5 protein-coding genes are annotated in these 6077 nt (G+C 36.8%); all 5 read left to right on the top strand.

Annotated features, from left to right (window positions below; genetic code table 11):
• Nucleotides 1-866: 866 nt before the first annotated feature.
• Nucleotides 867-1712 carry an RteC domain-containing protein gene (locus VLZ86_RS02740; RefSeq protein ID WP_325448478.1) on the top strand — a complete coding sequence of 282 codons (846 nt, stop codon included), beginning with the start codon at nucleotides 867-869 and terminating at the stop codon, nucleotides 1710-1712.
• A gap of 258 nt (nucleotides 1713-1970) precedes the next feature.
• A complete protein-coding gene (locus tag VLZ86_RS02735) occupies nucleotides 1971-2279 on the top strand; it encodes a helix-turn-helix domain-containing protein (RefSeq protein ID WP_325448476.1) in 309 nt (102 codons plus the stop codon).
• Nucleotides 2280-2363: 84 nt separating this feature from the next.
• Nucleotides 2364-3806: a DUF3945 domain-containing protein gene (locus tag VLZ86_RS02730; RefSeq protein WP_325448474.1), complete on the top strand. Its 1443-nt coding sequence runs from the start codon at nucleotides 2364-2366 to the stop codon at nucleotides 3804-3806.
• A 20-nt stretch (nucleotides 3807-3826) separates the two neighbouring features.
• Nucleotides 3827-5914 carry a type IA DNA topoisomerase gene (locus VLZ86_RS02725; protein WP_325448472.1) on the top strand — a complete coding sequence of 696 codons (2088 nt, stop codon included), beginning with the start codon at nucleotides 3827-3829 and terminating at the stop codon, nucleotides 5912-5914.
• Nucleotides 5914-6077 (top strand): ORF6N domain-containing protein (locus VLZ86_RS02720; RefSeq protein ID WP_325448480.1); only part of this gene is annotated, 164 nt, incomplete at its 3' end. The genes VLZ86_RS02725 and VLZ86_RS02720, both read left to right, overlap by 1 nt.

The raw sequence follows: 6077 nt of genomic DNA, 5'->3' as shown, positions 1-6077 counted from the left end.
TTTTTTCATATAAGACGAATATTTTCTGATTTCTTCAAAAAGTTTTTTTTGAAAATTTCAAGATTCTCTCGGGTAATAACCTTGAGTTTCATTCGCAATTCCTTTATTTTATTGCATCAATTCTTGATAACAATCAAAAATCGATGAACACACCTGTTCCATGTATCTGTTCAATTATGCGATTTCTTGTTGTTTCCCTTTTGCGCTTCTTTTTACTTCGTTCCAATTGTTTATCGACACGTTGGATGGGATGCAGTAAAGAAGTCAAACAATAAAATAGCATCAAAATACACGTTGTAAATAAATGATTTACAGTTATTTGAAATCTGTTCAATGAGTAAATATAAAACTTAAAAAGACTCACCGTTTAACTCAAATTTAGATTGATATATTGGGGTTTCTTGATATGATATAAAACAAAAAACCCGCAAATTCATAGAATTTGCGGGTTTCTGACCTTACTTAGTGTAAGAGTGGTCGTCCTCTCGGGACAATTTTCGAACCATTTTTTGGAGGATTTGAAGAAGTTAGTAAATAAAAAAAAATGGTAAACTAGCTAAAGAACAGATGCTTACATTGAAAGTCAGAAAAATAATATCAATGATAATGGATTGAAAAAATAATGGTTCGAACTCCCTTTCAATTTTGAAGTAGTGCATAAATTGTTATGTGTGCTTAGGGCATCAAAAATCAAAATGTTTACTTTATCTCTCAAATATTCTTCTACTTTTTGACACTGTGACTATGAATATAAAACCCAAGTTCAACCCACCTTGGGAGAACTTTTCATTTGAATTTACAATGTTTGTGATTTAATCGAGGAATACTTGCTTAGAAATCAGTAATCCTCTCAAAGATCATTGATTATGAAGCACTCTTTACAAAACATCATTTTAGAGATCCACAACAAAGAGGAAAGGATTTTAGCTCAAAGTAAAGGATTGATTGATGAGGCTTGCGAGATGACCTTGTATCTTCAGGATCTACTGTTTTCTGTTAAAAAGTATATAACCGAAGAAGGGTTTAAAAACGACACTGAAGAGATCCATTTCTTCCGTACCATAAAGCCTCAAATACTTGGAAAGCTGATTTATTACAATAAGGTTTATCGGATTGAAACTACCTGTCCTGTTAGTAACGGTAAGATGTATTATAGCTATTTCTCAACTCAATTGGCAATCTTGAAACGTGATTATATTGAACATCTATGTAATTCAGATTTTTACCGGTATTATCGTTCTGGTCGCACAGATAGAGATGATACCTATTTTAAGAGAGGGAATATCAACTATCACGACGGGCTTAACAGTATCGTATTTGAAATTGATCCGATATACTCTACTTTTTTTGATTATAAAGTTGCAAGGATTATCTCCAATGAGTTACTCTATTCCTATTTGCTTACAAAAATTAGTCCTGATGAAAACCCTGATGTGATCTTACAAAATTCAGAATCAACAAAAGATATTTTCTGGACAGATAGCAAAAATGCACTTGTCGAATTGGTGTATGCACTTTATGCTTCTGGTGCTATATCACACGGTAAAATAGGTATCCGGAAAATAAGCCTATTGTTTCAGATACTCTTTCGCATTCCGCTTGGAGATTTGCATCACGCTTTTCACCGCATGAAAACTCGTACTGGCTCTAGAACCGCATTTTTAGACCAACTCAAATTTTCTCTTGAAGAGTATATGGATAAAGATCTTTAAAAAAGGATTAATCTAAAATAATTCCATCCCAAGCAGTACAATCTATGTACTGCTTTTTTTTTGAGCATATCCGCCAATTGGCAAAGTCTCTGCATTGAGATTTGAATTCTAATCCAAAATCTCCAAGACCATTACCACATAAAGGTTTAAGCGAACTGAAAAAATATTCAAAAAACCACTAAACCAATTGGCAAGGCTTGGCAGACAAACTCTACCATCCTTCCCAATTTTACATAGTGAACATTTAAGACTTGTACTATGAATATTGACAGAACAGAATTTATCGCATGGATGGAGCGCATCATGGATCGCTTTGATATTCTTGGGGAGAATATAAACGATGTCCAGAAGCAACGTAACAGTATTGACGGTGAAGAATTGCTGGACAATCAGGACTTGTTGCAAATGCTTAAAATAAGTAACCGGTCACTTCAACGCTATCGCTCTATCGGGAAACTACCCTATTATACCATAAGCGGAAAATTGTACTACAAACTTTCCGATGTACATCAGTTCATAAGGGAGAGCTTTACTGCCCCTGTACCGAAAATGAAAGCCAATAAGTGACAAATACTACCGGCAGAAGCCAATTAATGCAAAACACAAAACGCTTCATTTACATTCGGAACTGAATCTAAAAGTAATAAGATTATGAACGAACAATCCGAAAATAAACAAGAATCCCCCGACCAATTGTCGGAGATATTATTGGTGCTGGATAAAGAAAAAAAGAAAATCCAAGCAGTCACAGGAATTGACGAAAACGGCAAGCTAGAGACCGTGGATGCCAACAAGAAGAATCAGAATCAGTTTATGCGTATAGACAAGCATGGTGATCTATTTTCCAACTTCTTCTCTAATTTTTTTAGTCAATTAAAGAATCCAACCAATTTTTCCTTTTTCAAAGTTCCTGCTCCATTGGCAATTGACACAGCAAAGAAAATGCAGAAACAGGTAAATAATCCCACCCCAGAAGGCGAACAATTGATGAAGAAACATGAGGTAAAAGCAGAACCGCAACAAGAACAAAAACAAGAAAATCAAAATAAAATGGAAACGACACAAACAAAACCAGAAGCTAGCGAATACCGCTTCAAACCAGAACAGATTGATTGGGAAACCATGAACAATCTGGGTTTGAACAAAGAGAAACTTGAGAAAATGAATCTGCTAGACCCTTTGTTGAGAGGTTATAAGACCAATGAATTAGTACCGGTTAGCCTTAATCTTGGCACGGCCGTTACCCGTATGGATGCAAGATTATCTCTGCAACAAAATAACGAAGGACAGGTCGTGGTAGCCATCCATGGCATCAGAAAAGAACCTAACCTGAACTTTGAATTCTTTGGACATAAGTTTACAAAAGAAGACAAAGACAATCTGCTCCAATCGGGGAATATGGGACGTATGGTCAATTTGACCAATCCCAAGACGGGCGACACTATTCCCTCTCTAATCAGTGTGGACCGATTGACCAATGAGCTGGTTGCCCTTCGTACGGACAAAATCAAAATCCCCGATGAGATCAAAGGAATAAAGTTGAACGACGAACAGAAACAAACCTTAATGGAAGGTAAACCACTTTATATCGAAGGCATGATTTCGAAAAAAGGAACTCCATTTGATGCGAACGTACAGTTTAATGCCGACAAACGATTTGTTGAATTTCTATTTGACAGAAGCAATACAAATAAGCAAACCCAAAGTAATCAACAAAGCCAATCGCTGGAAGCTCCGAAAACCTTTAGAGGTAAGGAATTGGATAATGAACAACACCAAAAACTTAAAGACGGACAGACGATTTACGTAAGCGGATTAGTAGACAAAAAAGGTAAGGAATATAATGGCTATATCACTTTTAACAAGGAAACGAATAAAGCCGACTTTTCTTTCCAGAATCCTAATAAAATCAAAGAGCAAGTAAAACCGACCGATGCTTATAAAACACAAACCGCAGTCAATTCAGAAGGGAAAACTAATGAAGCAACAAAAAATATAAAAGAGCCTTTGAAATCAGGACAAAAAAATCCAGATAGTGCGAAACAACAAGAGAAACAGGAAAAACCTGCTAAATCCAAAGGCAGAAAAATGTAATCATTAAACTATAGACACATATGAAAGCAATTATCGCAGAAAAACCAAGTGTCGCCCGTGAAATAGCCACCTTGTTGGGAGCCTCTGAAAAAAAGGATGGTTACCTGACAGGCAATGGCTATTTTGTTACATGGGCTTTTGGACATTTGGTCGGATTGGCAATGCCAGGAGATTATGGAATTACGGGATTTGACAAAGCATCATTACCGATTCTTCCTAATCCGTTTTTATTGACCGTTCGCAAAGTCAAAAAAGATAAAGGCTACACCGCTGATACAGGGGCATTAAAGCAACTGAAAGTAATTGAACAGATCTTTAATCAGTCCAATAGTATTATCGTGGCCACTGATGCCGGACGTGAAGGTGAGTTGATATTTCGTTATATCTATGAATACCTTAAATGCAACAAACTTTTTGAACGTCTTTGGATCAGTTCACTTACCGAGAAAGCTATTAAACAGGGTTTTGACAATCTAAAGTCGGGTAGTGATTTTGATGGCTTATATCAAGCTGCACAAGGAAGAAGTCGAGCAGATTGGTTGGTAGGGATCAATGCATCACAGGCATTGAGCATTGCCGCTGGAAATGGCATTTATTCGCTCGGAAGAGTACAAACACCTACGCTGGCTTTAATATGTAAGCGCTATCTAGAAAACAAAAACTTTAAGGTGCAGAAATACTGGCAAATACAGTTACTACATAATAAAGAGTTCATTGATTTTAAAAGCATTTCCGTAAAAAAATGGGAAGATAAAAAACAAGTAGAAGATACGTTGAAGTCCATACAAAGAAATGGAAACGTCGCTACGGTTACCTCTGTAGAAAGCAAAAACGTAACTGAACAAGCACCTTTATTGTTTGATCTTACGGGCTTGCAAAAAGAAGCCAATAAAAAGCTCAACCTTTCAGCCGAAGAAACCCTGAACATTGCCCAAAGCTTATATGAAAAGAAATTTATAACTTATCCACGTACCGGAAGCAAATATATCCCTGAAGATGTTTGGGCTGAAATTTCAAATCTAGTAAGAGCTTTACAAGATAGAGAAACCTGTAAACAGGCCGTGACCAAGGTAAAATGGGGACGGTTCAATAAACGAATCGTGAATGACCTTCGGGTTACGGATCATCATGGCTTACTGATTACCGATAAAATCCCTTCGGCATTATCACCCAAGGAAAATGCTGTTTACGATATGATTGCCCTTCGTCTGCTCGAAGCTATTTCTGGCGCTTGTATTAAAGAGGTAACAGATATTGCGTTAGAGGCGCTGCATGATGATTTCATATTGAAAGGTTGCAAAATATTGGAGTCAGGTTGGCGTGGTATAAAAGGTTATTTTTCAGATGAGGATAGCGAACCAGTACAAGATCTACCCGAACTTAGAAAAGGTGATGAGATTAAAATAAAAGAATCCATCGTTCTTGAAAAAACAACCAAAGCACCTGTACTTTATACGGAAGCAGGGCTTTTGTCGGCAATGGAAAGTGCGGGAAAGAAGATTGAAAATGAAGAGGAACGAAAGGCATTGCAAAATATAGGTGTCGGTACACCTGCTACACGAGCCGCTATTATTGAGACTTTGTTTAGCCGAAATTACATTCAACGAGCAAAAAGATCACTGATCCCCACTGAAAAAGGTTTACAAGTGTATGAGCTGGTGAAAGATAAAAAGATTGCAAATGTCGCCATGACTGCTGAATGGGAATTGACCTTACAGAAAATCGAAAACAACGAAAGTGATGCTACAGATTTTCAAAGTGAAATCGAAACTTATGCGACAACAATTACCAATGAGTTATTGGAATCCACTATTGCCAAAGAAAACTTGCCCCAGCTTACTTGTCCAAAATGCAAAAGCCAAAAACTGATTATTAGAGATAAAATTGTTAAATGCCCCGATGAGGTTTGTAACTGGATACAGTTCCGTAATGTTTGTGGGGTGCAGGTCAGCATAGTCGATGTTGAGCGTTTAATTAACAAAGGTAAAACGTCCCTCATCAAAGGCATGAAAAGCAAAGCTGGAAAGAAATTCGATGCCTATATTGTATTGAATGGAGACTATAAAACCTCTTTTGAATTTGAGAAAAGTAAAGGCCACAAGAAATAATGGAAGAGAAAAAACTTATTACTTCCAAAGGAATCAAAAATCTTATTTACACGATACGTGGTAAACAAGTGATGCTGGACAATGATATTGCTTCGCTTTATCAAGTGGAAACGAAGAACCTCAATCGGGCTGTAAAGAGAAACACTGAGCGGTTTCCTGAATC

This window comes from Gelidibacter sp. (assembly GCF_035515035.1).
Lineage (GTDB): Bacteria > Bacteroidota > Bacteroidia > Flavobacteriales > Flavobacteriaceae > Gelidibacter.
Note: the sequence above shows the minus strand (reverse complement) of the source record. Positions and strands in the feature narration are given on the sequence as shown.

What these genes read in the sequence shown, in the direction of transcription:
- VLZ86_RS02740 (WP_325448478.1), top strand. Translation starts at nt 867, where the DNA reads ATGAAGCACTCTTTACAAAACATCATTTTAGAGATCCACAACAAAGAG.
- VLZ86_RS02735 (WP_325448476.1), top strand. Translation starts at nt 1,971, where the DNA reads ATGAATATTGACAGAACAGAATTTATCGCATGGATGGAGCGCATCATG.
- VLZ86_RS02730 (WP_325448474.1), top strand. Translation starts at nt 2,364, where the DNA reads ATGAACGAACAATCCGAAAATAAACAAGAATCCCCCGACCAATTGTCG.
- VLZ86_RS02725 (WP_325448472.1), top strand. Translation starts at nt 3,827, where the DNA reads ATGAAAGCAATTATCGCAGAAAAACCAAGTGTCGCCCGTGAAATAGCC.